The organism is Pontibacter sp. LHS2, from assembly GCF_058932845.1.
On record NZ_JBZYWG010000004.1, the window covers coordinates 152,539 to 178,726 of the forward strand.

General features: G+C 51.4%; 16 protein-coding genes. 11 read left to right on the forward strand and 5 right to left on the reverse strand.

Features of this window, described 5'->3' with window-relative positions; genetic code table 11:
• The first annotated feature begins 17 nt into the window (after positions 1–17).
• The 6 genes from AC5FX6_RS18595 to AC5FX6_RS18620 all read left to right on the forward strand — a co-directional run bounded on the left by AC5FX6_RS18595 (position 18) and on the right by AC5FX6_RS18620 (position 8,158).
• Complete coding sequence (locus AC5FX6_RS18595) at positions 18–557, forward strand: hypothetical protein (RefSeq protein WP_493598467.1); 540 nt, start codon at positions 18–20, stop codon at positions 555–557.
• 11 nt (positions 558–568) lie between these two features.
• A complete protein-coding gene (locus AC5FX6_RS18600) occupies positions 569–1,468 on the forward strand; it encodes a DUF58 domain-containing protein (protein WP_493598468.1) in 900 nt (299 codons plus the stop codon).
• A gap of 43 nt (positions 1,469–1,511) precedes the next feature.
• Positions 1,512–2,252 (forward strand): class I SAM-dependent methyltransferase, encoded by a 741-nt coding sequence (locus AC5FX6_RS18605; RefSeq protein WP_493598469.1) that lies wholly within the window; start codon positions 1,512–1,514, stop codon positions 2,250–2,252.
• 30 nt (positions 2,253–2,282) lie between these two features.
• Positions 2,283–3,833 (forward strand): BatA domain-containing protein, encoded by a 1,551-nt coding sequence (locus AC5FX6_RS18610; protein WP_493598470.1) that lies wholly within the window; start codon positions 2,283–2,285, stop codon positions 3,831–3,833.
• Entirely contained in the window at positions 3,833–6,016 is a 2,184-nt protein-coding gene (locus tag AC5FX6_RS18615) for a hypothetical protein (protein ID WP_493598471.1), read from the forward strand. The genes AC5FX6_RS18610 and AC5FX6_RS18615 overlap by 1 nt, the downstream gene beginning before the upstream one ends.
• A 327-nt stretch (positions 6,017–6,343) precedes the next feature.
• Positions 6,344–8,158 carry a hypothetical protein gene (locus AC5FX6_RS18620; RefSeq protein WP_493598472.1) on the forward strand — a complete coding sequence of 605 codons (1,815 nt, stop codon included), beginning with the start codon at positions 6,344–6,346 and terminating at the stop codon, positions 8,156–8,158.
• A gap of 59 nt (positions 8,159–8,217) precedes the next feature.
• Here AC5FX6_RS18620 and AC5FX6_RS18625 read toward each other — a convergent pair whose 3' ends face one another.
• Together AC5FX6_RS18625 and AC5FX6_RS18630 are read right to left on the reverse strand one after the other, a co-directional pair.
• On the reverse strand, positions 8,218–9,039 hold the full coding sequence (locus AC5FX6_RS18625) for an alpha/beta fold hydrolase (RefSeq protein ID WP_493598473.1): 822 nt from the start codon (positions 9,037–9,039) through the stop codon (positions 8,218–8,220).
• Positions 9,040–9,392: 353 nt separating this feature from the next.
• Positions 9,393–11,558: a sensor histidine kinase gene (locus AC5FX6_RS18630; RefSeq protein WP_493598474.1), complete on the reverse strand. Its 2,166-nt coding sequence runs from the start codon at positions 11,556–11,558 to the stop codon at positions 9,393–9,395.
• A gap of 120 nt (positions 11,559–11,678) precedes the next feature.
• Here AC5FX6_RS18630 and AC5FX6_RS18635 point away from each other — a divergent pair, with 120 nt between their 5' ends.
• The 5 genes from AC5FX6_RS18635 (at position 11,679) to AC5FX6_RS18655 (ending at position 18,720) form a co-directional block, all read left to right on the forward strand.
• A complete protein-coding gene (locus tag AC5FX6_RS18635; RefSeq protein WP_493598475.1) occupies positions 11,679–12,443 on the forward strand; it encodes a LytR/AlgR family response regulator transcription factor in 765 nt (254 codons plus the stop codon).
• A 311-nt stretch (positions 12,444–12,754) separates the two neighbouring features.
• A complete protein-coding gene (locus AC5FX6_RS18640; protein WP_493598476.1) occupies positions 12,755–14,311 on the forward strand; it encodes a sodium:solute symporter family transporter in 1,557 nt (518 codons plus the stop codon).
• The gene (locus AC5FX6_RS18645; protein WP_493598477.1) at positions 14,289–15,347 is read left to right on the forward strand and encodes an alpha/beta fold hydrolase; all 1,059 of its coding nucleotides are present in this window, start codon (positions 14,289–14,291) and stop codon (positions 15,345–15,347) included. Before AC5FX6_RS18640 ends, AC5FX6_RS18645 begins: the two co-directional genes overlap by 23 nt.
• A 33-nt stretch (positions 15,348–15,380) precedes the next feature.
• Positions 15,381–17,873, forward strand: coding sequence for a TonB-dependent receptor (locus AC5FX6_RS18650; protein WP_493598478.1), 2,493 nt, complete (start codon positions 15,381–15,383; stop codon positions 17,871–17,873).
• 79 nt (positions 17,874–17,952) lie between these two features.
• On the forward strand, positions 17,953–18,720 hold the full coding sequence (locus AC5FX6_RS18655; protein ID WP_493598479.1) for a 3-hydroxybutyrate dehydrogenase: 768 nt from the start codon (positions 17,953–17,955) through the stop codon (positions 18,718–18,720).
• A gap of 106 nt (positions 18,721–18,826) precedes the next feature.
• Here AC5FX6_RS18655 and AC5FX6_RS18660 read toward each other — a convergent pair whose 3' ends face one another.
• Genes AC5FX6_RS18660 through AC5FX6_RS18670 form a run of 3 tightly spaced genes read right to left on the reverse strand, consistent with a single transcriptional unit; the run spans position 18,827 to position 26,017 of the window.
• Positions 18,827–20,821 (reverse strand): OmpA family protein, encoded by a 1,995-nt coding sequence (locus AC5FX6_RS18660; protein WP_493598480.1) that lies wholly within the window; start codon positions 20,819–20,821, stop codon positions 18,827–18,829.
• A 19-nt stretch (positions 20,822–20,840) separates the two neighbouring features.
• Complete coding sequence (locus AC5FX6_RS18665) at positions 20,841–21,794, reverse strand: PorP/SprF family type IX secretion system membrane protein (RefSeq protein ID WP_493598481.1); 954 nt, start codon at positions 21,792–21,794, stop codon at positions 20,841–20,843.
• A gap of 26 nt (positions 21,795–21,820) precedes the next feature.
• Complete coding sequence (locus AC5FX6_RS18670) at positions 21,821–26,017, reverse strand: ice-binding family protein (RefSeq protein ID WP_493598482.1); 4,197 nt, start codon at positions 26,015–26,017, stop codon at positions 21,821–21,823.
• Positions 26,018–26,188 lie beyond the last annotated feature (171 nt).

Consider the following 26,188-nt stretch of genomic DNA (forward strand, 5'->3'; position numbering starts at 1 on the left):
ACAGAAACTGAAAACAGATGGAAGAAATAGAGAACATAAAGCTGACGGACGCGGGTACGCAACTCCTGAAAAGGATTGTAGGGGAGAGAATCTGTTATTTCTTTACTGATAACATAAAAGTACAGGCTACAGGCGGCAAAGTCACCTACTGGGCGCCTGAGTTTGCCATTGGTCTGACCAAAAACAAGCAGGACCAGCGCTTTATCAACGTCAGTGCCGACTATAAGCTGACATCGCGCTCTTCTACCACGTTCTATGAATTTGAGATAGGGGAAAGCAGAACGCCACTACGCTGTGAGAAACTCCTGCAGTCGGGTCAGCACTCCGAGATACGGATATTATCAACCCCCGTGCTGATGATCGAGGTATACCAGGACTGGAATCAGGAGTTTGATGAGCACATTTACTATGATGCGGCCATCGTCCTGTACACTGATACCCAGAAATACATGCTGAAAGTGCGTGAAGAGTTGGTTGGTGGCCTGGATATCATACTGGATGAAGCTACGATCGAGGCAGAACTGGTTGATCTGAAACTACGCCAGAGTTTGGTTTAAAGTATTACGGCATGTCACAAACAGGGCATAAGTTCATCGATCCGAAAGTGCTGGCCACAATCAAAGATCTGCCGCTACTGGCTAAAACGGTAGTGGAAGGATTTCTGAGCGGCCAGAACCAGAGCATCAGGCGAGGAGCCGGACTGGAGTTCAGCCAGTACCGCAGCTACCAGCCTGGCGACGACCTGCGCCAGCTCGACTGGAAGATGTTTGCCCGCTCCGACCGCTACTACATCCGGGAAGCCGAAGTAGATACCAACATCACCGTTCGCTTTATAGTAGATGGCAGCGCTTCGATGGCACACGAGGACGAGAATGGCTTGACCAAGATGGACTATGCCCGTTTTTTGGTGGCATCTCTCGCTTACTTGGCGACTACACAAGGTGATGCCGTGGGGCTGTATGTACTACATGAGCAGCAGCTGATCAACCTGACACCCCGCAGCGACAACATGCACCTGCAGCGCTTCTGGCACCAGCTAGCTGAGATCAAACCCACCGGACGGTTCCCTGATGCCGAAACAGCCGCCAACCTGTTTTCGGACCGCCGCCAGAAAGAACTGACCGTGTTTGTGACCGACCTCTACGAGCACGAGCATGAAATAACAGACTTGCTTTACAAACTGGGCGCACAGCGGCACGAGTTGCTTTTGTGCCATCTGATGAGCAGCAACGAACTGGATTTTAAGTTTGAGGGCACACTTACGTTCGAGGACCTGGAAACAGGCCAGACCATGCAGGTAGGCACGGCCGAGCAACGTAAAACATACCTGGCTAAGCTGCAGGACTGGCTTCAGCAAACCGAAAAATCCATGCGCAACCGCCAGATTGCCTATGACCGCTTCGTCACCGACGAGCCACTGGACAAAGCCTTGCGGGCATTTTTGAAAAACAGGCTGGTGTTGAGTTAGCGGGAGATTGAGCGAATGAGTGATTTAGTCAATGTTAAAAAGGATGAAAGATAACTTTTCCGGACACGCCGCTGACTACGCCAGGTTTAGGCCCACCTATCCGCGTGAGCTAATTGCCCAACTAGCAGGTATGGCGCCAGCGCAGCAACTGGCCTGGGACTGTGCGACTGGCAACGGCCAGGTAGCCGGTATGCTTGCCTCGCTTTTTGACCAGGTGGTTGCGACTGACATCAGCGAGAACCAGTTGAAGAATGCCGTGCAGCTGCCCAACATCCGCTACAGAGTAGAGCAGGCCGAGCAGGCGTCACTCCCAGATCATGCCGTGGATCTGGTTGTGGTGGCACAGGCTGTGCACTGGTTTGATTTCAATCGTTTTTATCAGGAAGTAAAACGGGTACTCAAGCCCAACGGCCTGATCGCTGTGATCGGATATGGCCTGCTTAACACGCATCCACAACTGGACAAAGTAATTCGATACTTCTATAGCGAAGTGCTCGACGGCTACTGGGACCCGGAGCGCAATTACCTCGACGAAGGCTACCGCACCATACCGTTTCCTTTTCAAGAGCTTGAAATGCCCAACTACAGCAGCAGCTATACCTGGACACCCGACGACCTGATCGGTTACCTGAACACTTGGTCGGCTGTGAAACACTACGAAAAGCAGCAAGGCCACAACCCGGTGCAGTTGGTCGAAAAGCAAATCCGGGAGGCTTTCGAAGGAGAAACCACCACAGTTACCTTCAACATCTTAACCAGAGCAGGTATAGTGCATCATTCCTAAACTCTTAAATTCCTAAACTCTTAAACTCACTTGACTTTCCTCTCCCCATATTGGCTTTTTGCAGCGTCGGCGATACTGGTCCCGATTGCGATCCACCTGTGGAACAGGCGGCAGGGGAAGACTGTGAAGATAGGAAGTCTGCGCTGGCTTGAGCCGTCGGCGAGCAGGCGCTGGAGTAGTATTAAGTTGAGCGATGTGTGGCTATTAGTGCTGCGTTGCTTTATACTGATACTACTGGCTGCAGCCTTGGCCAAACCAGTTTGGGAAGGTGCCCCCACGGCGCAGCCTGCCAGAAAGGCTGTGTTCATCAGCCCTGAACTGTTGTATAGTACCGCCCTCCGTAACATCAAACCAACCGTAGACGCCCTGTTGCAGCGTGGCTATACCCTGCATAGGTATAACTCTGCCTTTGAGGCTATACCTATCGAGGAATGGCAAACGCTGAGCAGCAACCCGACTGACTCTGTTGTGAGCAGCGGCAACCACTGGGGTTTGCTGCCCGCGCTGGCTCAACAATATGACCAAGCGCAGGATAGCGTCTGGCTCTTCACCTCCGACCAGCAAAGGCATTTTACAGGTGCGCCAGCCCCTTTGCAGGAGAACATCCGTTGGGTGCCCGTAGCAGTGGAAAGCACGATAAACTGGGTACAGGCCGCTTATACCTTGAGTCCAGACAGTCTCTTGCTTATCACAGGCCAAAGCAGCCGCGACGGCACCAAGTATAGTCAAGCACGTGTAGCAGGTAGAAATCAAACGGCACGTTTGAATGGCAGTCAGATGCAGCTTACCGTGCAAGGTGATAGTCTGGTTGTAAAGCGCAATGACGATATTTCACAGAAAGTCCTGATTCATCAAGGCCCACTTCAGGTAGGTATAGCCCATGATGAGGCTCAGCAATCAGAGGTGCGGTATCTGCAGGCGGCCGTGCAGGCGATTAGTCGCTACACAGGCATACCTATTGAGACTCGTCAGGCACCTGCAAGTGCTCAACCCGACACTTCTGCCACGTGGCTTTTTTGGCTGAGCGCTGATGAAGTGCCGAATACTTGGCTGGAACAGGTACAGAAAAACGGTGCCAATCTGTGGGTGCAGTCAGGCTCGGAACCAACAGCCACCTCCGTGCACTTGGCTTCAGCAGGTATAGAGAAGATCAAAGTTCACCAGCTGTCGGCAGGTATAGCGAACAGCGTGCACTTACCGGAAACAACAGGTATAGCTTCCAGCGAAGCACGCGCAGTGTGGCAGACAACAGCTGGGGAGCCTTTGCTTTTTGTACAGCGGCTAGGCATGGGCAAGTTATATCATTTCAGAAGTGGGTTTGGACCGGCTTGGAGCCAGTTGGGTCAGAGCGCCCAGTTGCCGGAGATCTTACTGCCTTTGCTTCTGCCACAGCCAGCTGCCAGCCACTATGACGCCCGTGCTTTGGATGAAACGCAACTCAAGCCAGCCGTGGTGCAGACTGTCAGCAGCCAAGGCAAAGAGGAAAAACAACAGTATAGCCTGATTCCTTGGCTGGTACTGTTCGCATTTCTGTTATTTTTAGCAGAGCGATTGATTACCAGTAAACGAAAAACCGCCTAATGTCAGCGCAGGAAAGTCTACATACCTTACAGCATATCCGCCGGGATTATATCCGGGCGAAGGTCTGGCTGTATACCTTGCAGGCACTGGCGGCGGCCTTAGTGGGAGCGGCTATCCTGTGTAAGTGGCAATGGGAAGTCCCTTTGCTGGCAGGTATGGCCCTTTTGTTGATACTGGGTGCTGGGTTCTACTTGTTCTGGGCGTGGCGCGACGTACAACAAACCGACCTGCAGCAAGTAGCCCGCCATCTCAACCGCACCTATTCGCGACTCGAAGAGAGTACCGGGCTCTTGCTACGTCCTTCGTCTGAGCTCAACTTGCTGGAACGACTGCAGCAGCAGCGGGTAGCGAGTCAGTTGCAAAGCGCTATACCTGAAAAGCAGTCGGTATTCCATCTTCATAAAAAGCCAACGTACTTAGCCCTAGGTATAGCCGTGCTCGTGGCAGCAGGTATAGCCGCGCTGCCAACCGCTTCTATTGCCGACGCCACTACGGCCGCTCCCTTGCAGCTCGAGTTTCCCGACACGCCCGCAGCAGTCGCCGACACGGCCGTTTCTATCCAGAAAATCGATATCACGGTTACACCGCCTGCCTATACGGGGCGCAAAGCCTACCAAGCGGAACAACCTAACCTACGGGTGGAGCAAGGGGCTACCGTGCGTTGGCGCATTACGACCAACCGCCCAGCCCGCTCTTTGCAACTAGTGCTCAACGAAGGAAAGCCCATCCCGCTCAACTCCCAAAACGGAAGCTATACCTTGTCGCAGGCGTTTACGGAGCCTGCGCTTTACCACATTACCCTCAACGGACAAAAGTCGGCCTACTATACCTTGGAAATCATACCGGACGAAGCACCTGTTATCCAAATCGCAAAGCCAGAACAGTACACCGAGATTCTGTTCGGCGACCCGCAGCGCGTGACCATTCGGGCAGAGCTATCCGACGACTATGGCCTGCGCGACGCCAATATGATTGCCACCGTGGCCAAAGGCTCCGGCGAGGCTGTGAAATTCAGGGAAGAGAAAATAAGCTTGGGCTTTAGCGGGCAGCGCCGCAACTTCAGCGTAAACAAGACCATAGACCTGCAAAAGCTGGGTATGAGCTACGGCGACGAGCTTTACTTCTATGTGCAGGCTTGGGACAATCACCGCGGCTATACCCGCTCCGAGACGTACTTTGTGCAGATTGAGGACACGACCATCGTGGAGAGCATGGATGACCTGACCATGGGTGTGAATCCCGTGCCCGAGTATTTCCGAAGCCAGCGCCAAATTATCATCGATACCGAAAAGTTGATCAAAGAGCAAAAGTCGCTGAGCAGGGCTGTGTTTGAAGAGCGTGGCAATAACCTGGGCGTGGACCAGAAGCTTTTGCGACTCCGCTATGGCAAATTTCTGGGCGAGGAGTTTGAGTCAGGCATAGGGCCGGGCGGCGGTATACCTGAAGGTGAAGAAGGCCACGAAGAAGAACATTTCGCAGGCGACGGCCACGATCACCCCGAGTTCGAAGACCAGACCAGCGTAGAAGCCTTACTTGATCCTTACCTCCACAAGCATGACCAGGAGGAAGCGGCCACCTTTTTTGAGCCAGCAGTAAAAGCCAAGTTGAAAGGCGCACTGGCCCAGATGTGGGAAGCCGAGCTGCGGCTGCGTACCCATCGCCCGAAAGAGGCATTGCCTTACGAATACAAAGCGCTGCGCATGCTCAAGGAAGTGCAGCAAAGCACCCGCGCCTATGCTGCCAAAACCGGCTTTGATCCGCCCCCGCTCAAGGAGCCTGAGAAGCGCCTGACAGGAGACCTGAGCAAAATTAAAGCCCCGACAGAGCGTCGCACCATAGAAACCGAGACCAAGCTACCGCATACCCGTGAGGCATTGCAGTGGCTCGAACGGCAAAAACAGAGTGGCAGGTATAGACAGTCTGATGTAGCGCTGTTGGAGCGGGCTGGGCAGGAATTAGCGCAGGAAGCACTGTCCAAGCCCGGTCGCTACCTCCGCGCCATGCAGGACCTCCGCACCCTTATTGCTGACATAAACGCCAATCGGTCGCTGTGTAGCAATTGCCTGATGACGGTTGAACGAGCATGGTACGAGTTGTTGCCGCCCGTCGCCCCTTCGCCACAGAAGCAGGGTACAACGCGGAGTAAGTTAGCAAAGAGGTATTTAGAGAGTTTGGGAGATTAAGAGTTTGGGAGTTGAAGAGTTGTGGAGTTTAGAATTAGAAAGTTATGACTGTAGTATTTGATTTGCTCTTTCTGAGGTATATAGACCTTAGGTCCTATCCCAAGCCCTCGCTCGCGTCCCGCGAGTGTGAGCTATTGGGGACTCTGGCCGCTTTTGTTTTGTGCCCCTCGACACATGTGGCGGGACGCCACCAGATAACTCACACTCGCGGGACGTGAGCGAGGGTAGTTACAAACAACCAGCAATCAACAATTATAACTCATCAATCAACCCCCAACATTATCAATCCTGCAAATCTTTAAATCCTGTAAATCCTGATTCAGACAAATGCTCACCGCACCTCCATACCTGCCATACCTCTTCGCTACTATAGCCGTGCTCTTACTCGGCTGGCTGGCGTGGCGCAAGCTCGACCCCAGGCGGCTGGTATGGCGACTGTTGGCCAGTGCAGTGGCAGGTATAAGTTTGGTGTTGTTACTTTTCCCACCAACCTACCAGCGGGCACTCGACCCAGGTACGGCAATCCTACTGACCGAGGGTTACGAGCCTGACTCTCTCAATGCGCTGTTACAGAAACTGGAGCCAATGCCACTGGTCTATACCTATAAAACGGAGGCGCCAAAATCAGTTATTATATCTGACCTGTATACCTTCCGGCAAGAGCAATTACAGGTACAGACGGTGCATGTGCTGGGCTATGGCTTAGCAGAACAAGAGCTGCAAGCACTGCAAAACACAACCCTCATACCGCACCTATTCGGCATACCTGCAGGTATAGCTTCCATCACGTGGCCAGAAAGCCTTTCGCTGGGAGAACCATTGACAGTAGCCGGACAATATACTTTGCCATCCGCGGAGCAAACCACCCTCTACCTGCAGGCCGCCGGACAAACACAGGACTCTATTGCTTTGAAGGAGTCCGGAAGCCATACCTTCCAATTGCGCTATACCCCGAAGCAGGAAGGCCGCTATACCTATACCTTGATTACCCGATCAGGCAACACTGCTGACACGCTGGGCCAGGTGCCAGTGCAGGTAAACCCTGCCAGTAAGCCGGCTGTATTGTTGGTTTCATCATTTCCGCTGTTCGAGTTCAAGTTCCTGAAAAACCACCTTGGGCAGCTGCAACACAAAGTTGCCCTTCGCAGCACGGTCAGCAAAGGAATGCACCAAAGCGAATGGCTGAACATGCCGCAGACCGACCTGAGTCGCATTACACCTAAATTGCTCCAGCAGTTTGATGTCGTCATCACTGAACCGCAGGCCTTGCAGGAGCTTAGCAGCACGGAGCGTGCTGCCCTGCAACGAGCCGTAACTGAAGACGGGTTGGGCGTGCTAACCATCGCGGGCGAACAGCTGGGCAATCGCAATACGGCCTTCTTCACCAATTTCCAAAGCAAACGACTATCGCAACAAGATACCCGCACGGCTCGGGCCAACTGGATAACCAACTCAACAGCCGCCGCTATACCTGCACTGCCTTATACTTTGGTAAACAGCGAGGCCGTGTCAGGGCTGATAGAAGAGCAAAGCAACAATCTGTTGGCAGCTGGCAGAAAAGCAGGTTGGGGAACCGTAGCCATGACCGTGGTGCCGCAAACTTTCAGTTGGCAGCTCGAAGGCAAACAAAACACCTACGCCAGCTACTGGGCGCATTTGCTTTCGTCGGTAGCCAAACGGGAGGTGCAGGAGAAGTTCTGGCAACTGGCAAAACCGCAGATTCCACAGCTGCACCAGCCTGTCACCTTGAAGCTCACCGATTATACCTTAGACAATCCTAGTGACGTTCCTAAAGCCACTGTGCGGAGCATAGCTGACACGACGCTAACAGGTATAGCGATGCAACAAGGCGTTCACCAGCCAGAGGTATACGAAGGCACTTTCTGGCCGCAGCGTACTGGCTGGCATGTGGTAGAGTCGCAGGGGGTGGAGCCGTTTTATTTTCTGGTGCAGGACAGTGCCGCATGGACACATCAGGGCATACAAGCGAAACGAGAGGCCACACTACAGTTTGCCACACAGCAGCAGCGAAAGCAAACAGCAAGCTCGACGGCCTATGCAGAAGAGCAGGCTCCAGTGATCTGGTTTTTCTTACTATTTGTACTGAGCAGCGGGTTTTTGTGGCTGGAGGAGAAGTTATAACCTCTCTTCTGGACGATGGGTCTTGTATGATGTATGTTGCTACAGGCCGTATTGGCTATTTATTTCTCGACCGGTAAAGCCTTCGCCGCAAAAGTATCGAGCAGCTGAATCAGGTCAGGTATACACTCGAGGTTGAGTGTATGGCCCACGTTAGGGAGAATCTCCAACTCGGCGTTCGGCAAGGACTGATACATAGCGCGGCCCATCTCCGAGGTGCAGAGCATGTCTTCCTGACCATGTACCACCAGTACCGGCAGCTGCACTTTCTTTAATTCTTCGAGGTAGTTGCCGCTCTCTTCCGTGGCGCGCACCAGTTTGAGCAGTCGCTCCGGAGTCGGGCTTTGGCTTGTTTTGCTGTTCTTGAGATTCTCTATGGTGATGATCGGGTTGAGGAAATAGCTACGACCCAGCACAAAAGGCAACATCACGTCGAGCATGAGCGGGTAACCACCTGCCAACAAAGCCTGCTTCCAGCTGGCCCCGATCGAGTCGAAATAAGCGTCCTTGTAAGGGAAAGTAGAAAGCAGCACCCCCCGCTGCACCAGCTCCGGATGATTGACCAAGAAACGTTGCGCCACCGCACCGCCGTAAGATATGCCAACCAATATTGTCTCGCTGGGCAGCTCTAAAGCCTTGAGTAAATCAGCCAGGTCAGCGGCATGGTCCTCAAAACTGCGGTGCTCCGGCGCTTCATCCGACTGCCCCTGAAACACTAAATCCACCAGCACCAACTGGTATTTTTTGCCCAAATTATGTACCAGCCCAGCCCAAGCTGCGGTTGACTGCGAGAGTCCGTTCAGAAATACCATCGCTTGCGAAGCGTCAGCGTTTCCGTGCAGTTCATAGTGCATTTCCAATCCGTCGGGTAGGCGATGTCTCATGGCGTAGTCTGTTTAGGTTGAAGGAATGATGCCTAAATCTAAAGGAAAATTCTGAAAGGCAGGAGGTGAGGTATGGTCAAACAGGACGGGCTCCAGGTGTAAGCGCAGATTTTCGTGGTGAACTGCTTATGACAAACCGACTGTCTATACCCATGCTCATTATAGCACCTGTGTAACTTGTCCGCTTTTGCAATACTAGCTTGTAAGCGCCTCCTACCTTAAGCTACCTGATGTTTCTATTAACAACATGAGCCTCTATGCTTAAACAGACGATAGGTATAAATTTTGGCAGCCATAGCCCCTCAAGCCATATTTTAACGGCATGCAAACGTCGGTTTCAGTTATAGACGTGTTCAGCAAATCTCGCCTTCCAGTTGCAGTTGTTTATCGGTAAACTGTTCAGGTATAACCAGTGGTACAGTAAAATAGAACCGACTGCCCTGCCCCAGCTCGGTTTCTACCTGAATCTTACCACCATGTCGCTCCACAAAATCGCGGCAAAGCAGCAGGCCCAGGCCGGTGCCCTTCTCATTCACGGTGCCTTTGGTCGCCATAGCAGGAGTCTCCTGTTTAAAGAGCGTGGCCAGTACGTCGGGGCTTATACCTGTCCCTTGATCGGTCACAGCGATAGTTGCCATATTGCCGGAGCTTTCCACAGCGGATACCTGAATAAGACCACCCGGATACGAGAATTTAATGGCGTTGTGCAGCAGATTTCGAATCACAAAGTCGAGCATGTGGGCATCCGCACGAACCTGCAACAAAGCTGGGACCTTAACCTGCCAACTGATCTGTTTGGTGTCGGCGGTGTCTTTGAGCAGGGTCACATTTCGGTTAATCAATTCACCTACCGCCAGCACTTCCGGCTCAAAGCGCACATGGTGCCCCGAGGCCGTTTGGGCCGTCGACCACTGCAGCAGGTTCTCAAGCAGGGCCTGCAGGTTGCGCACCGACACCTGCGTATGCGTAGCCAGCTTCTGCATCTGGTCGGGCTTCATCTTATCCGAGAAGTTGACCAATATGTTCAGAAAAGACTCTAGCGTAGCCAATGGCGTGCGGATGTCGTGCGAGATAATGGAGAAGAAGCGATCCTTGAAATAATTGAGCCGACGCAGTTTGTGCTCCGACGCCTTGAGTTTGCGCACCGTGTCCTTCAGCTCTTGCGTACGATGGCGGAGCGCCGCGGTACGGTTGGCAACCATTGCCTCGAGTTCGTTTTTCTGTTGCTCGATCAGCAGTTTGCGCTCTGTTTCTTTCTCGCGCTCCAGTCGCTCCTTCTCGAGCACTTTGGCATTGAGTTCACTCGTCACAGTGTTCAGCCTATAGGCCAAACCGAGCGAGAACAGCACCACCTGCGCTACCATACCTACTTGCGCCGCATATACGGTTACGATGGTATCAGGCACTAAATGATTCTCTTTGAGGATAAACAGCAGAGCGCCTACCACAAAGAATATATTGGCGATCAGGAAGTAGAGTGCCGGTCTGTACCCTTGGCGCAGCGACTGTATACTTGTGAGCACCATCGCCACCAGCACCAGTCCGCCGATCATACCGATCAGGCTCACGCAGGCCTGCAGCAGGTCCAGCGATGTGAAGTAAGACAGCAGTCCCATCCCTACCGGCAGAATGTAAAGCAGGGCCAGTAGCGTAAGTGCCTTGTCCCAAAGCGGCATGGTGCGCTGGGTGTTGAGGTAGTGCCGCGTGAAGAGCACCCGGAACAGGCCGTTGAAGGTGACGATGAACGGGAAGCTGTGCGCATTCCAGAGTGGGGCGTTCGGCCAGAGCAGCTCGATGGCGAAGCCGTGGTAGAACATGAAGTACAGTCCCGTGCCGAGCAGCGCTAATACATAATATAAGTAACTGCGGTCGCGCACCGAGGCGAAGAGCACCAAATTATAGAGCGTCATCACGAGGATGATGCCAATGAAAATACCCTGCACAAAAAGCCTGCTGCGATTGGCGGCTTCCACTTTGTCCGTGGTCAGTAATTGCAGCCGCAGCGCCTGTGGCTTATAAAGGTTGATGTCGCCCTGCAGACGCAGGTATAGGGTCGTGGTACTGTTGGGAAGCAACTCCAGCCGGATATAAGGTTTGTAAGAGGGAACATCACGCGCTTCGATGGGCAGGAGCTGGCCGGTGCGCTTCAAGGTATAGCCTGTGTCGGTTTTCTGATAGAGCTCCAGGTGACTCCAGTCGCCGGCGTAAAGCAGGCGTGTTAGCTCACGGCTGGTCGGGTTTCGCAACACCACCCGCACCCAATGCACCGTTTTACCCGGTTCTAGCACAGCATCGGGATTGTTTGTCACAAAAGACCGATCCTCCAGTTGATCCACTTTCAGTTTGGCGCTCGGGTCATGGTATACCTGCAGCACTTCAGCCACCAGTTGTTCTGAACTCGCCACATCCACTGTATCGGGAGCCTGAGCATTAGACTGCACCGTTGCCACCAGGAAAAGTAGCAGGATAACCACCCTAAACAGGTGCGGCAAACAATAGGTATAGCGGAGCAGGTGCATACGTCAATTTACAAAATAATCTCGATTACACTATACTTCCGGAAGTGGAGCATTTTGCCTATAGAATCATTTTGCTATATTTAGCTGACGTACCTGACCTAATTCACTTATACCCTACCTATGGCTCGCCTGAAGTTAATGATTGCAGAAGATGATGTGGTGATTGCCCAGAACTTGTCGCTCTCACTCGAGTCGATGGGATATGAAGTGTGTCAGGCAGTAAGTTCAGGTGAAGAATTGCTCTTGCAGGTGCACCAGCATCAGCCAGACTTAATCATTCTTGATATCACACTCGACGGTAAGCTCGATGGCATCGAAACAGCTGCTATGCTAGCCAAGGCTACAAAAGTGCCTTTCATTTTCATGACGGCTTTCTCGGATAAGGAAACCATCGACCGCGCCAAGCAAACGAATCCGCATGCCTATTTGGTAAAACCTTTCGATGCCCGCACCTTGCAAAGCAGCATCGAACTGGCCATACATAATGCCGGAACCCGCCAGTTGCAACCGGACCAAGCATCGGCTATACCTGCCCAGCCTACCGATACAGTGGAAGCCGATAATTTCTTAGTGCACGACGCCCTGTTTGTGAAGGTGCGCAACCGACTAGAGAAGGTCATGCTCGAAGACATCGTCTGGGCTGAAGCGCAGGACATCTACTGCAACATCAAGACCCGCATGCACCTGCATTTAGTGAGCCAGAGTCTCAAAAACCTGGAGCAACGTCTGCCTGCCAATCAGTTTATGCGTGTGCACCGCTCCTATATTGTGCAGCTCACCGCCATCGAGGCCATCGAAGACAACAACATCCTGATCGGCGGCAAGCAAATCCCCATCGGCAACACCCACCGCGAGGCCTTGCTGAACCGGCTGCAAATTTTGTGAGTTAGAAAAGTAAAAAGTTGGGTGGTAGAGGATTTGTAGGGACAGGTCGCGACCTGTCCGAATCGTGCACAAACAACTTGACAGTGATCAGTCACTCAATAAACCATCAACAACCAGCAATCGGCAATTTAATAATTCACTCATCCACAAACTCACTCATTCGCCAACCCACTCAATCACTCAATTAAAACCCACCTTGCCCCTTACCGATTTCACCTCAAATTATTCCCGTTTGGCAAGTATAGGCTTCTGTTAATGTTTATTATTAGCTAAATTATTCAAGAATTCTTTAGCAATAATACCATTCGCACATGAATAGTCTGGCATCATCGGAGCTTGTGACAGCTGGTTGGGTACTTGTACTCGCCTACGCAGGCATTATCCTGTTTTTTGTGATACGGGGTGCGTTGCGCATACGCTCCATCTCTGATTATGCCCTCGGCAATGTGGCCTTCTCGCCGGTTGCGGTCGGTTTGGCACTTGCTGCCTCGATGACGAGTGCCGCTACTTTCATCATCAACCCGGGCTTTGTGGCGCTCTACGGTATAAGCGGCGTTATCTCCATGGCTATCGCTTTACCTTTGGCGGCACTGGCGTCGCTGGTAGTCCTTACCAAGGGTTTTCGCAAAATGGGTTCGGCCGTAAAGGCACAGACCATGGCCCAGTGGATGGGACTGGTTTACAAAAGTCGCGGCTATGCCATGTTCTTCGCTTTCCTGTCGCTCTTACTGATCACCTTTATTGTGTTGATCTGCGTGGGCCTCACTAAAGTATTGGCCAGCGTGCTTAACCTCAATGAACTGCATGTATGCGTGGGTATTGTGGTGTTTGTGTTTGGTTATATGATGTTCGGAGGCGCCAACTCCATGGTCTACACCAACATGATTCAGGCGACACTTATGTTGATTGTGGCCTTTATACTTTTAGGCTCCGGCTATCAGCATTTCAGCGACGGTGTGCACGGCTTTCTGGATAAGCTGGCAGCCATTGACCCATTGTTGGCTTCTCCAACCAACCCACAAAGTTTCCTTTTCCGCGATAATTTCGAAATCATTTTCTGCCAGATGATCATCGGTGTGGCCATCGTTTGCCAACCGCACATCATCACCAAGTCCCTACTGCTCAAGAACGAAAAAGACGTGAACCTATACCTGCTGACAGGCGTGTTGGCCGAAGCACTCTTCTTTCTGGTTGTATTCGCTGGCCTCTACGCCCGTCTTTCCTTCCCGGACCTGACGGTAAACGGACAGCCGCTGCCCGTGGATGGCATCATGTCGGCTTATGTGGTGCGTGAGTTTCCAGTGTACGTGGGGCTGTTGCTGGTGCTCGGTCTGATCTCAGCAGGGCTCTCTACTTTAGAGGGTCTTATCCAATCACTCTCTATCACCATTACTTCTGATATCCTCACGCCAATCTTTGGAGAAAGGGTATCAGCAAAAGGAGTTAGTATCAACCGACTTGTCATAGTAGTATTAGCGGCCGTTACCATCTGGCTGACTTTTGACCAACTGCTGAACCCGAATCTGAGCGTGGGCATCTTCGCACAGAACGGGGTATACGCTTACTTCTCAGCAGCTTTTGTGCCCGTGTTGTTTGGTATGTTCCTGAAGCGTGTCCCGCTCATTGCACCAGTGGCGGCTTCTCTTACGTCAGTCATTGTGCACTTTGGAGTCTACTACGGAGGACTCACTACCTACATGCAGGCGCCCGTGCGCAACCCAGGTATAGCCGCCGCACTGGCCATACTGGCATCCGTGGCGGTGGGCCTTATCTTTTACTATGTGTTCCGAAAGCCTGCCTTAGAACCAGTAACTGAAGAACCTTCACTTCTAACAGCACCTACTTATGAAAGTGAACTCAAAAACTAAGCTTGCACTAGCCGCGCTTGGCTTGCTATACCTGCATACCGCCTGCCAGTCAGCACAGCCAGCAGCAGCCTCAACAGGTATAGACAACACCGATGGCATGGCAACAGCCAGCACACAAGCGACTGCCAGCACCTCAGCGGCTGCGGTAGCTCCAGCGGCCGACCCTGTGTTCGAAGGGCTTAGCTACAGGTATGCAGTTAAAAAAGTGACGCTGCCCAATAGCACCCGAATCGCTTATACCGATGAAGGTAAAGGCCCTGAGACGCTTATCTTCATTCACGGATTAGGCAGCTACCTGCCAGCCTGGGACAAGAACGTAGCCGAGCTCAGCCAGCACTACCGTTGCATTGCCATCGACCTGCCCGGCTATGGTAAGTCCGACAAAACAGGTATAACAGCAGGCATGGCAACTTATGCCGATGATATATTAGCCTTGATGGACGCGCTTCAACTAAATCAAGCCACGCTGGTCGGCCACTCCATGGGCGGACAGATTGCCATCACCGCTGCCCTGAAACAACCGCAGCGCATCAAGCACCTGGTGCTGGCCGCGCCTGCAGGTATAGAGACTTTCACGGAGCAACAGAAACAGCTCTTCAAGATGACCGTGACACCGGAGAGTGTGCAGAAAACCACACCGGAGCAAGTAATGGCCAACTTCAAAGTGAACTTTCACCAGATGCCTGCTGATGTGCAGTACATGATCAACGACCGCCTCAAAATGGCAGAGTCAGCTGAGTTCGGCGCTTACAGCACAGCTGTGGCGGGCAGTGTGGCCGCAATGGTGGACGAGCCAGTGTACGAGCAGTTACCACAGGTACAGGTGCCCACGCTGATCATCTTCGGGGCGCAGGACGCCCTTATACCTAACCGCTACCTCAACCCAAACCTGACCACCCGGTCCGTAGCCGAAACCGGCCGCGACCGCATTCCCAACAGCCAGTTAGTGATGCTGCAAGAGGCAGGCCATTTCCTGCAATACGAGCAAGCCAATGCATTTAACAAAGCGATCCGGGATTTTCTGAAACAGCACTAAAACGATAACCTTAAACATCTAACTTACATTGCCATGAAAAAAATTTACACACTCCTGTTCGCACTCCTTGCAGTGACACAGGTGGCACTGGCCCAAAGCGGCAGTGTCAAGGGCCGCGTGCTCGGAGCCGATACCGGGGAACCCCTGATGGGCGCCACCATCCTGCTCGAAGGCACGACGAAGGGCGCCTCTACGAATGCTGCCGGTGAGTTCAGTATTATGGATGTGCCTGCTGGCTCCTATAACCTGCGCATATCTTATGTAGGCTATTCCTTACCGCAACAGTCAGTAACAGTTACCTCCGGAGGCACCGCAGACATTGGTACTGTGAGGATGACCACAACGAACATGATCGGTGAGGAGATTGTGGTAACAGCATCACGCCGTCCGGAAAAACTTACGGAGGCACCTGCCACTATCAGCCTTATTTCATCGCGCGAAATCGCAGAACTGCCATCTTTTAACGTGGGTGAGTTGCTTGCCCGTCAGAAAGGGGTAGAGTTTATCCGCACGGGTGTGCTCGGCACTGGTATCAACGTGCGAGGTCTCAATAGCGCTTTTAATCCGAAGAACCTTCAGATGAACGATGCACGCCTGTCGACACTTATTGCCACCGGACTGCCGCTCGGACCGCTGGGTACTGTTGTCAAAGAAGACATTGAGCGCATAGAGGTAGTGCTTGGACCGGCAGCTGCCCTTTACGGCCCTAACGCCCACAACGGTTTAGTGAATACCATTACCAAAGACCCCCGCCGCTCCGAAGGAACCACCCTGGCACTCGGAGCCGGTAACCAAGAAGTGTTTTCAGGTCGCTTCAGACACGCACAGATAGTAAGCCCTAAGGTAGCGTTTAAGGTAACTGGCGAGTATACCAGAGGCCTTGACTTTGCCTATGATGACACCGTTTACTTCGGCGCCACGCAACGGGCAACAGAAATTGATCTGGACAGGAGATTTAATACAATGCGTGGTGAAGCTGCCATGTATTACAGCGTAAACAATGCCTCAGATATTATTGTATCGTATGGTGGCAGCAACTCTAATAACCTGGCTCAAACCAATGCCGGCCGCAATCAGATCAAAGACTGGCAGGTACACTATCTCCACACCCGCTATGTGTCGCCTCGTGTTTTTGCTCAGGTATATCACACCTGGAGTAATACAGACGAAACCTATGCCATTAACCAACGCACTCAGAACTACCTGAGCTTTAAAAATGCGGGTTTTGGCGAAGAAGAGGCTCGTAGCAGATCGTATACCGAGCAGTGGTTTGGCACATCGCCACAAGCCGGAGTGGCATTGCCTCGTGGTGCTGTGTTCAAAGACGCTTCACGTCGTTGGAATGGAGAACTGCAATATAACAACAGCTACGGTGGCTTTGATTTTATAGTAGGCAGCCAGTACCAGCGCGATATCGCCAACAGCCGCAACACCTATCTTTTTGATCGTGATGGTGCCATCGTAGTCGATCAGCTTGGTTTCTATGGACAAATAGAAAGACAGCTTGGGGGAGGCTTTAAGGCACTTGTTGCAGGCCGCGCCGATAACCATGAGTTTTACGGCTTCAACTTTATCCCAAAAGCTGCACTGGTTTGGTCACAGAATGACCATGCCATTCGCCTCACCTATGGCAAGGGCATTGCAGCACCAACTATTCTTAACCTGGAAGGGTACCTGTTCGGAGGCTTGCTGATCGGTAACGGCCAAGGCTATACCTTGAGCGACGGAACTAAGATAGACAAACTGGTGGTAGAGTCTATCAACACACTGGAAACTGGTTACAAGGGTAAGCTCTCTGATATGTTCTTCCTTGATGTAAACGCTTATTACAACCGCTCCAAGAACTTCCTGAGCCCAGCTATCAACATTGCTACACAGGGCCGCACGGTTGCGCAACGTGGTGATGTTCCTATGTCGGAGGTAGTGCCAGGCACACCGGAAGCTGGTGCCGCCTTCTTACTGACCTATGTTAACTTCGGTGAGGTTGACACTTACGGAGCAGATTTCGGATTGACGTTCGCTCCTACGCAGGCCCTTAACTTTGTTGCCAACTACTCATACTTTGGTTACAAAATCGACAAAGACGATTTGAAAAACGATGGCAATAGAGATGGGAAAGTAAACCAGTTGGACCTGTCCATCAATGCACCGGCTAATCGCTTCAGCCTGGCCGCTAATTACAGCAAAGACAAGTTCTTTGGCTCCATCTTTACGCGCTGGGTACAGGAGTTTGATTTCTTCTCAGGTATAAACGTTGCCGCCAGCGCAGACGAAGCCCTTGGCCTTAAAGAAAATGCCCGCTTCGGCAGGACATGGAATTACGGCCCATTAGGTGGCTTTACAAACGTCGATGTAAGTGCAGGCTACAGGTTCAATAGCTACCTGACAGCCTCAGCTCAAGTTACGAATGTGTTTGATGCACAAGTCAGAGAATTTGTTGCATCTCCATTTATTGGCAGACTCTACTCTGTAGAGTTAAAGGTCAACCTTCCTGGCCTGTCTAAAAAGTCGAATGATGTTAGGTAGATAGATTAAGGTGAGAACAGGGCGCCCCTAAAGGGCGCTCTGTTTTTTTACAGGCAATATTCCATTTCAAGAATTACCCATGAAAAATGCAATCATCACAGGCGGCACCAGCGGCATTGGCTTAGGTATAGCACGCCTGTTCGCTGCGCAAGGCTACAACCTGCTGCTAAACGGACTGGAAAAGAATGGCCAGGATATAGCGAACGACCTGGCTCAGAAGCACGATGTGAAAGTAGTTTTCTCCTCCGCTAACATGCAGCACCCTAACCAAATCCGTGAGATGGTGCAGCAGGCGGAACAGCAACTGGGGCATGTTGATGTGCTGATCAATAATGCAGGTATACAGTATGTGGCTCCAGTAGATGAATTCCCAGAGGACCGCTGGGATGCCATCATCGCCATCAATATGTCGGCTACTTTTCATGCCTCCAAGGCTGTTTGGCCTGGCATGAAATCCCGTGGATTTGGACGTATCATCAACATCGCCTCGGCGCATGCTTTGCGGGCTTCAGAATATAAAGTAGCCTATGTGGCAGCCAAGCATGGGGTGGCAGGTATAACCAAAGTACTGGCACTGGAAGGTGCGCCGCACGGTATTACCTGCAATGCCATCTGCCCCGGCTACGTACGCACTCCCTTGGTCGAAGCACAAATAGCAGATCAGGCTGTAGCGCATGGAATGTCTGAATCGGATGTGATAGAGAAGGTGATGCTGAAGAAACAGCCCATCAAGCAGTTTGTAGAGGTAGAAGCGCTGGGCAATCTGGCGCTATACCTTGCCTCTAACGCGGCAGCGCAGCTAACGGGTGCCATGCTGCCTGTAGATGGCGGTTGGTCAGCTCAATAGTTTATTGACTATTAGGTGTAGCTATACCTGCCCTCGGTTTATAGCTATTTAAAAAAAGCCCCGGCACTCGTTAGAATGCCGGGGCTTTTACATTAACCTTAATTTATTACTTACTAATGATCTTGAATTCAGTGCGTCGGTTAACCTGATGATCTTCCTCCGAACATTCTACAAAGTCCGCGCACTTGTTACGCAGCCTGGTTTCTCCGTAGCCTTTCGCAACCAATCGACGACGCTCTATACCTTTTGACACAATGTAGTCCACTGCGGCCTGTGCTCTTCGCTCTGACAAATCCTGGTTGTACTTGCGGGTCTGGCGGCTATCGGTATGTGAGCTCAACTCGATACGGATAGTCGGGTTAGCCTTCAGTATACGCACCAGCTTATCTAGTTCTATAGCAGCATCCGGACGGATATCATGCTTGTCGAGGTCGTAGAAAATGTTCTCCAGCACGATCGGTACGTTCGGTGTGTCACGGTACATGATCATCTCTACCAACAACGAGTCTATGCTGAAGCGGCAATCCGGTGTAAAGAGGATCGTTTGGGTCAGGTAACCTTTCTTACTGCCGCGGATGGTATACTGCATACCCGCCTCTACTTTGTAGTTAAAGTTACCTGTCGAATCAGAGTGCGTTTCCACCATGGTACCCATGTTTTCTTCAAACAACTGAAGCAGTACATTGTCTACCATCACGCGTTTCTTAATGTGTGTACCTGGTTGATCTACTGTTTCGTAGGTTTGGCCGACCAACGTACATTCTACGTTCACTTCCTGGAATTTGTAAATGTTGTCGTAGCCGGTTTCGCTTGTTCTACCTGATGACAACCAGCCTTTGGTTCCAGTGCTGTCTACAACTATACCTAAGTCATCGCGTGATGTGTTAAGCGGGTACATTAGGTTTTGCACACGAGTCCACTTGCCGTGCTCTCCCTCTGCTTTGAATATGTCAAGACCACCCAGGCCTACATGTCCGTCAGAGGAGAAATAAAGTTTGCCATCAGCACCAATACTTGGGAAGCTTTCGCGGCCACTTGTATTAATTACTTCGCCTGCGTTTACGGGTTCACCCCAACTGCCATCCGGCTGGCGCTCACTGTAGTAAATATCTGTTTCGCCAACTCCTCCTGGCATATCCGACACAAAATAAAGGACCTGTCCGTCTGGCGTGATGGCCGGATGACCAACTGAGTACTCCTGTGGCTTGTTATACTTGAAAGGTTTTATGTCCATCCACTCATCGCCGTTGCGACGCGCCATAAATATCTCGTGCCGATTAATGTTGCCGGTGCCTTTCCCATCTCCTCGGTTCACCCAACTGGTTGGGTCGGTATTTACCTTGGCATGGCTACGCTTCACACTGTTGGTACGCGTGAAGTAAAGGGTGTTTTCCTTTGGCAGGAAAGACGCTGGGCCATTGTGAAAATCCGTATTGATCTCCTTGCTGAGTGGGCTTGGCTCGCTCCAGCTTGAGTCTTTCTTCATGCTGGCATAGTAAAGTTGCACGAAGCCATTCCCTGTCCAGTTGAAGCGTTCTTTTTTCTTCCCTTCCTCTGCCTGCAACCTGTCCGATGCGAATACCATATCTCCGTTTGGCAGCAGTATAGGGCTGAAGTCAACACCGGCAGAACTCAGACTCTGTTCAGTTGCAATTTCGTAAGAGAGCGGTCTGTTTGTCCAGAAGATAGCAGTATCACAGGATGCGGCTAGCTTCATGGCCATACCTGCCTGCTCCGGCACACGACGGGCATAGGTAGTATACAGTTCTTTTGCTTTCTCGTAGTTACCGTTGCGTTTAGCCGCTTCAGCATAATGGTAAATACTGGCTGGCGTTACATTTTCAAAACCGGTAGCCTGGGCATACCAGAACTCGGCCTCCTTGCTGTTGTTCATCAGGCGGTAGCTATCCGCGATGCGCTCGAGCAAGTAAACGTCTGGCTCTTTGCGCTCCATCAGTTTTTTGTAAGCATCGAGGGCCAGGGCATACTCAAAGCTATTGAAGTATTTATCAGCCTCCTTCATCTCTTTTTTCTGCGCTGCAAGGGGTTGCGCACATACTGTTGCCAGAAGAATCAGTAGGTATAGGAATCGTAATCTCATGTCTGCTTTCTGGGTGAAATTAGAAGTAACGTGGGGTCAGCATTCGGTTATCCTGCTTCTTGAAGAAAGAGTAGCCTAATGATATTTCGTGGCTGGCATGCTGACGCAAGGCATTTAAGCTCATATCGTAAGAGTAGCCCAGTCGCAACTTAGGTGTTACATACAACTGTGCGATAGCTGCCCATGCATTGCGACGGTCAAGCTCATATTCATCTGAGTAATTGCTATGCACCTTCACAGCCGTACGGTAAGATCCTCCTAACCAAATGCGCTCTCCCAGCAGGAAAAATGCATTTAGGTCCAGGCTCGTTGGGCTGTTGAAATCCTCTTTCACCAAAAAGCTCGGCTTGAAGATAAGCGTTGACGAGAGGTCCATCACGTAACCTGCCGACAGGAAATAATGTCGGTTTGGCATCGTCACCTCCAGGTTGTCACTCCCTGTATTGATCAGGTTGGCAACCGACAGACCTGTGTAAAAACGCTCCGTGTTAAAGAATGCTCCAATGCGGAAATCAGGCATCAGCTCTGATACACGCCCCGGGTTCAGTGCCTGGTCAGGTCTTGAGTTTCCTGTGTTGAGCTTGGTGCCATCGAGTGTATACTGTGCCAGACCTGCCGCAAAGCCAAGTGCCAGCCTGGAGGTCTCGCTCATCTGCAGACGTACAGCCAGGTTGCCATGAAGTCCCATTTGGCGCTGTGCTCCCAGTTCGTCGTTCATGGCATTGAGGCCAAAGCCTAATCGTCCACTACGTGAGGCCCCATCCACACTGAAAGTCTGGGTGGTAGGAGCGCCCTCTATACCTACCCACTGGCTGCGGTGCGTTAGGTTGGCGTTCACAATCTCTTTGCTACCCGCGTACGCCGGGTTGATGATCAGCTCGTTGAAGATGTACTGTGTGTATTGCGGTGCCTGCTGCGCATAGCCTTCCCAGGACAGCAGCAATAACACCAGAAGTACCCCTAATTTTCGCATGGTAATCACTTAATTCGTTTGTTTTCTTATCGGACGATCATCACATAACCCTTGTAGGTCTTCTCAGAGCCATCGCACAGCGTGAGACGAATCAGGTAGTAGTAAGTACCTTCCGCTAATTTGTCTCCGTTCCAGTTGTTTTGATAAGCCTTGCTCTTGTACACTTCATTACCCCAGCGGTTCACTACTACTACATCGTTGTCCGGGTAATTTGCCAGGTTTCCGATTATCCAGGTATCATTCTCGCCATCATTGTTAGGTGTAAACACATTTGGCACGTTCAGAGCAGCTTCGCGCATGCCTGGGTCTGAGATCATGGTCACCGGGTCGCTCTTACACTCGCCGTTGTCAGCTACTACAGTAATTTCTCCTCTGTTATTACCCTGCATCACCGTAATCACGCTAGTACCCTGACCTGAAAGGATCTCCCATCCGGTAGGAACTTCCCAGGTAAAGAGAGCAGATGGGCTGTTTGACTCCAGTTCGAATGTAGCAATATCAGAGCAGGCAAGCGTGCGGTCCACAATGCGGCTGATCACAGGAAGTGGTCTGGTAGTGACTGCCAGTGTAGTTGCATTGCTCTTGTCACAGTCATTCTCGGCTTCCACACTGATACTTCCTGAACTAGTGCCCATCTGTACGGTAATTTGTGTAGTGCCCTGGCCCGACATAATGATCCACCCTGCTGGTACTTTCCAGGAATAAGAAGAGGCGTTCGCTACTGCGTCAATTGAGTAGGTCGTGATGCGTGTTGCGCAAGTCAGCGTTTCTCCTTTGATAGCAGCTGGTGCAAGCGGTGGCGATGTCACGACTTCTACTGTCAGTTTCGCCTCTGCCGTCAAACCGCAGGCATTCTTGGCTCTCACTCTTACATCGCCTCTGCCTGTTATTTTTACTCTAATGCTATTTGTGCCTTCACCTGCCAGTATTTCCCATCCGGTTGGCAGCGTCCACAAATATGTTTCAGCACCGCTGATAGCAGGTATAGAATATACGGCGTCTGTTCTGCCTACACAAGCCAGCTCAGGCCCTTTAATAGCTTCCGGGTTCATGAGCGGACGCTGAGGCTCTGTCAGGAATTTTACACTCTGGCTCTTTCCACAGGAGTTCACGGCAACTACCGTAACTTCACCGCCACTTGTACCGGCAGTTGCTTTTATCTCGGTTGTTCCCTGCCCGGACGTGATCGTCCATCCTTGTGGTACCGCCCATTCATAACTCAGTGCTGTCGGAACAGCTGCTATGCGGAAAGTAAGTCCGGTTGAATTGCCGCAGTACGTATCATTATCACTTACAATTGCTGATGGTGAAGGTGGTACTGAACCTACTGACTGCACTGTCAGGCCTGTAGCTGTGCTTCTGGTTCCGCAATTATTAACGGTTGCTACACTTACTTTACCCTGCGTTGTACCTGCCTTTACGATTACACGTGTTGTGCCTTGTCCTTCTACGATCACCCAGTCTTCGCCAGGGAAGGTCCAGAAGTAAGAGCTTGCACCCTGTACCGGGTTAATAGAATATGTTTGATTAAGGCCGGCACAGTACTGAGCATTTCCGGTAATTGGTCCTGCCACCGGGGCTGGAACGTCGGCTACTGGAGCAACCCGCAGCCTGGCAGGCATACTGTTGCCGCATGGGTTCGAGGCCGTCACAGTGATGTCACCAGCCAGTGTACCTACTTTCACTACCACTTGCGTTGTACCCTGACCTGACAAGATGGTCCAGCCAGACGGTACGGCCCAGATATACTCTAAGGTATGATCAACAGGCTCCAGCATATAGACCACTTCGCTCTGGCCTATACATACTTCGTTAGGACCTTTGATGGCAAATGGAGTCGCTGGTACTGTTGGGAATGGTCTTACGGCTTTGGTAGCAGGGCTACTCTGACCGCATGAGTTTACCGCGATCACACTTACGTTGCCCGACTGACTACCAATCGTTACGGTAATACGGGTAGTACCCTGTCCGCTATTGATGGTCCAGGTTGCAGGCAGTGTCCAGGTATAGCTCTGAGCTCCTGCGACAGGATCTATTTCATATACAGTTGTTTTAGCGGAGCAGCCAAACTCTTCTCCTTTTATCACGATAGGAGCAGATGGAGCGGCTGTTGCAGTGGTTACATCTTTACGGGTGATACCGCTTGCGCCGCATTCGTTGACTGCTTGCACTCGGATCTGGCCTCCGCTGGCATTCTCACTCAATGTTACTGTGATTTCATTTGTACCCTGGCCTGCCGTAATTGTCCAGCCGTCTGGCACATACCAGGTATAGCTGGTTGCTCCTGGCACTGGTGCTACTGAGTATTTAGTGCCCACACTGCCTTGGCAAACAGGGAAAGCTCCTGAAATATCTCCTGGATTGACTGGAGGGCCTGGAACAGGCACTACACTGAAAGTTCTCGATGGGCTCTGACCGCAGGTGTTTATACCTTTTACTGTTACAGTACCGCCTACTCCATTCGGATTAAAGACAACGGTGTTTGTTCCCTGTCCTTCGATCAGCGTCCACGCAGCTGGGTATTCCCATACGTATTCTGCCACATCGCCACTAGCTGTTACACTAAAGGTCACACGATCTGTCGTCACACAGAATGGAAGCGTGCCAGAGCCGGAGATATTAGATGGCTGGTTTGGAGCCTGCAGGAAAGGTTTCACATCCAGTTCAGATGCGCGGGGGCTTTCGCCGCAGACGTTTGCCGCTTTTACAGTTACTTTACCAGCAACTTCTCCCACACTTACCGTGATTTGTGTCGTACCCTGACCTGAAACGATCTTCCAGTCAGATGGTACAGTCCAGATATAAGTCGTAGCATCCTTAACAGGATCTATGGAATATGTTGCACCTTCACCGGCACATACGCCTTCATTAGCCGTAATCGGCCCAGGGGTTACAGGTGGATCAGGATAGTTATTTACTTTGAGGCGGCTTGGGGGGCTGGCGCCACAGCTGTTGTTCACCGAAACCTGAATGAAGGCGTCGTCATTTCGTGATGTTGCCCTAACAACGATTTTGGTAGAGTTTCTGGAGCCAATAATTTCCCATCCGCTTGGCACGTTCCAGGTATAGCCCGTGGCACCAACTACTGGTTCTATACTGTACTCTCCGTCATTTCCCACGCAAAGCTCTACCGGACCTGTGATAACCCCTGCATCTGGCAGTACCGCGCAAAAGTTAATATCAACCGTGTTATTTTGCTGGATCTCATCTTCAGCCGCACCGGAGACAGTACCACGCACAAAGCCCGGGCCTGTTTCGTTGATTGTTGCCGTAAGTGTGAGGGTGTAGGTCTGTCCTACTTTCAGGCTGCCGATATTCCATACCCAGTTGCTGTTGACAAGCGAAAAGGTAGAGCCTGGCGCATCCGTTGTAAAACTGTGGTTAGCTCCTGAAAAGAGGATAGGAGTCACCCGCACGTTTTCGTCATCAACCGGTCCCCTGTTTGTGACAGTGAAGGTATAGGTAATCGTTTGGCCTACAATGTAACGGTCAACACCGGCACTACCTTCTGTTTTCTGTATTCTGATTTCCAGGTCTGTCGGCAGGAAGAAGTTATTGTTGTTCAGCCTTACTTCGCTTTGCAGGGAAGCCACACGTCCTCTTACAATGGTACCATCACCCAAGGTTACGGCCTGCTGCGCCAGATATTGGCCCTTAATCTCCGCTCCGTTGGCTACGGTGAGTGCATTTTCCACTACCCAGAAAACATTGCCGATTTTGGCATCCCGAATCAGCTCAATATCAACTCCGGCGCTTATACCAAGATTTCCCTTGATGATAAAAATGAAGACTGCATTGGGGTTATTGTTTCCGTCCAGTGTGATATCATTGGCTACTGTCGCATTGCCATTATACAGGTATACACCTGGGGCGTACGTACGGCCGCCAAGTTCAGGACTGGTAAGTGTAGTGGTAGGAGCAGTGGCAGCGGCCGTATTGTAAACTGCAGTAGCTGCGGCAAGTGCTTCGTTGGCGGCGGCGTTTGTGTTCTCGATGCCACGCCATACTGAACCGTTCGTAAAGCCTTGAGCAGGTCTGCTAACAGAAGCTACTTTTGCGCGAACAACTGTACTTGTATTGTTCTGGTTGAAAACCCTATCGCCACCTACTACGTTATAGTCGTAAAAGGCCCCCAGTGTGGGCGCTTGTTGCGCATTTACGCCAAAAGTAACCAGCCATAAGCCTAGCACTAAGAGCACGGCTCTACTTAAGAAGCTTGTCATGAAATCAATGAGTATAAGTTTGTTATAGAACTTGGCGTTTTAAGTATTCAACAATTTGCAACTCCGGATAGCCATTTCCGAAGCTCTTTCTTTCCATCCCTTCTGGCCAAATAAGTCGCAAGTATATACTTTAAAAAGTACATAATAAAGCTTCAAAAGTATATTGCACAT

Excerpts from the sequence above, each read along its gene's own strand:
- AC5FX6_RS18595 (WP_493598467.1), top strand. The coding sequence starts at position 18 with ATGGAAGAAATAGAGAACATAAAGCTGACGGACGCGGGTACGCAACTC.
- AC5FX6_RS18600 (WP_493598468.1), top strand. The coding sequence starts at position 569 with ATGTCACAAACAGGGCATAAGTTCATCGATCCGAAAGTGCTGGCCACA.
- AC5FX6_RS18605 (WP_493598469.1), top strand. The coding sequence starts at position 1,512 with ATGAAAGATAACTTTTCCGGACACGCCGCTGACTACGCCAGGTTTAGG.
- AC5FX6_RS18615 (WP_493598471.1), top strand. The coding sequence starts at position 3,833 with ATGTCAGCGCAGGAAAGTCTACATACCTTACAGCATATCCGCCGGGAT.
- AC5FX6_RS18620 (WP_493598472.1), top strand. The coding sequence starts at position 6,344 with ATGCTCACCGCACCTCCATACCTGCCATACCTCTTCGCTACTATAGCC.
- AC5FX6_RS18625 (WP_493598473.1), bottom strand. The coding sequence starts at position 9,039 with ATGAGACATCGCCTACCCGACGGATTGGAAATGCACTATGAACTGCAC.
- AC5FX6_RS18630 (WP_493598474.1), bottom strand. The coding sequence starts at position 11,558 with ATGCACCTGCTCCGCTATACCTATTGTTTGCCGCACCTGTTTAGGGTG.
- AC5FX6_RS18635 (WP_493598475.1), top strand. The coding sequence starts at position 11,679 with ATGGCTCGCCTGAAGTTAATGATTGCAGAAGATGATGTGGTGATTGCC.
- AC5FX6_RS18640 (WP_493598476.1), top strand. The coding sequence starts at position 12,755 with ATGAATAGTCTGGCATCATCGGAGCTTGTGACAGCTGGTTGGGTACTT.
- AC5FX6_RS18645 (WP_493598477.1), top strand. The coding sequence starts at position 14,289 with ATGAAAGTGAACTCAAAAACTAAGCTTGCACTAGCCGCGCTTGGCTTG.
- AC5FX6_RS18650 (WP_493598478.1), top strand. The coding sequence starts at position 15,381 with ATGAAAAAAATTTACACACTCCTGTTCGCACTCCTTGCAGTGACACAG.
- AC5FX6_RS18655 (WP_493598479.1), top strand. The coding sequence starts at position 17,953 with ATGAAAAATGCAATCATCACAGGCGGCACCAGCGGCATTGGCTTAGGT.
- AC5FX6_RS18660 (WP_493598480.1), bottom strand. The coding sequence starts at position 20,821 with ATGAGATTACGATTCCTATACCTACTGATTCTTCTGGCAACAGTATGT.
- AC5FX6_RS18665 (WP_493598481.1), bottom strand. The coding sequence starts at position 21,794 with ATGCGAAAATTAGGGGTACTTCTGGTGTTATTGCTGCTGTCCTGGGAA.
- AC5FX6_RS18670 (WP_493598482.1), bottom strand. The coding sequence starts at position 26,017 with ATGACAAGCTTCTTAAGTAGAGCCGTGCTCTTAGTGCTAGGCTTATGG.